We start from the raw sequence: 1,494 nt of genomic DNA, 5'->3' as shown, positions 1-1,494 counted from the left end.
GGTCGGCCGAGCGGGCGGCCACCACGGCGCCGACCAGCGCCAGCGCCTCGGCCGCCGGCATCGGATCGAGCCCGCGCCCGTCGCGCAGGCGCAGGGCGACCGATCCGTCGGCGGCCTCCCGGCGGCCGATCACCCCGAGGTACGGCACCTTCCGCCGGGCCGCGTCGCGGATCCGGGCACCCAGCGAGCCGGCGACGTCGACCTCCGCCCGCAGCCCGGCCGCCTCGGCCCGGCGGCACAGGTCGACGGCCGCGTCGGCCTGCCCGTCGTCGACCGGGAGCAGCACCAACTGGACCGGGGCGTACCAGGCCGGGAAGGCGCCGGCGTGCACCTCGATGAGGTATGCGAAGAGCCGCTCCATGCTGCCGACCAGGCTCCGGTGCACCATGACCGGCCGCTTCCGGCGCCCGTCCGCGTCGGTGTACGACAGGTCGAACCGCTCCGGCTTGTCGAAGTCGAGCTGGATGGTGGAGATGGTCGACTCCCGGCCGGCCGCGTCCACGATCTGGATGTCGATCTTCGGGCCGTAGAAGGCGGCCTCCCCCGGGCCCTCGTGGTAGTCCACCCCGTCGAGCGCGGCGCGGAGCAGCTCCTCGGCCCGCGCCCAGTCGGCGTCGTCGCCGACGTACTTCTCCCCCGGCCCGCGCAGCGACAGCCGGAACCCGGCCGGCCGGACGCCGAGCGCGGCGTGCGCCTCGCCGATCAGCCGGAGGATCTCGCGCACCTCGTCGCCGACCTGCTCCAGCGCGCAGAAGTTGTGCGCGTCGTTGAGCGAGATGGCGCGGACCCGGGACAGCCCGCCCAGCACCCCCGAGCGCTCCGCCCGGTACATCCCGCCGATCTCGGCGATCCGCAGCGGCAGCTCCCGGTAGGAGCGGCCGCGGGCGCGGAAGACCAACGCGTGATGCGGGCAGAGCGCGGGGCGCAGCACGAACTCGTCGTCGGCGCTCAGCCGCAGGGGCGGGAACATGTCGTCGGCGAAGTAGCCGAGGTGGCCGGAGAGCTCGAACAGCTCCCGTTTGCCCAGTGGCGGCGAGTAGACGTGCCGGTAGCCGGCCCGGCGCTCCAACTCCCGCACGTACTCCTCGACGGCGTGCCGGGCCGCGGCGCCGGCCGGCAGCCAGATCGGCAGCCCGGCGCCGGCCAGCGGGTCGGAGACGAACAGCTCCAGCTCCCGGCCGAGCCTGCGGTGGTCGATCATGTCGCTCTCCTTGATCGGGTACGACCCGGAGGCGAGCTGACCCGGAACGCCGCGAGGCCCCGGAGCGGATCGCCCCGGGGCCTCGTCGACGGAAACGTCAGTGCGGCGCGCCGGGGATACCCGGCGTCGTGGTCACCACCGCGCTGCGCATGCGGCGACGGTACGCGCGGCGACGCGGCGGACGCACCTGGATTTCGCGACGCACCCGGATCTGGTGCGGTCCCGGACCCGCCCGCTCGGCCCGCTGATCGGCGCGCTGCGCTCCCTGGGCGTCCGCATCGACGCCCCGCCGG

At 75.3% G+C, this 1,494-nt stretch carries 2 protein-coding genes; both read right to left on the bottom strand.

What is annotated here, in order from left to right; all coding sequences use genetic code 11:
* Positions 1-1,201: threonine--tRNA ligase (thrS, locus tag ABZV78_RS31760; RefSeq protein WP_355644557.1), on the bottom strand; the 1,201-nt coding region annotated here is incomplete at its 3' end.
* A gap of 97 nt (positions 1,202-1,298) precedes the next feature.
* Positions 1,299-1,494, bottom strand: a 196-nt coding sequence (locus ABZV78_RS31755; RefSeq protein ID WP_355644555.1) for a hypothetical protein, incomplete at its 5' end; no start/stop codon positions are given.

Origin of the sequence: Micromonospora sp. NPDC004540, from assembly GCF_040610095.1 — a bacterium.
In the GTDB taxonomy this organism is placed as follows: domain Bacteria; phylum Actinomycetota; class Actinomycetes; order Mycobacteriales; family Micromonosporaceae; genus Micromonospora.
This window is presented reverse-complemented; position numbering and strand designations above follow the sequence as displayed.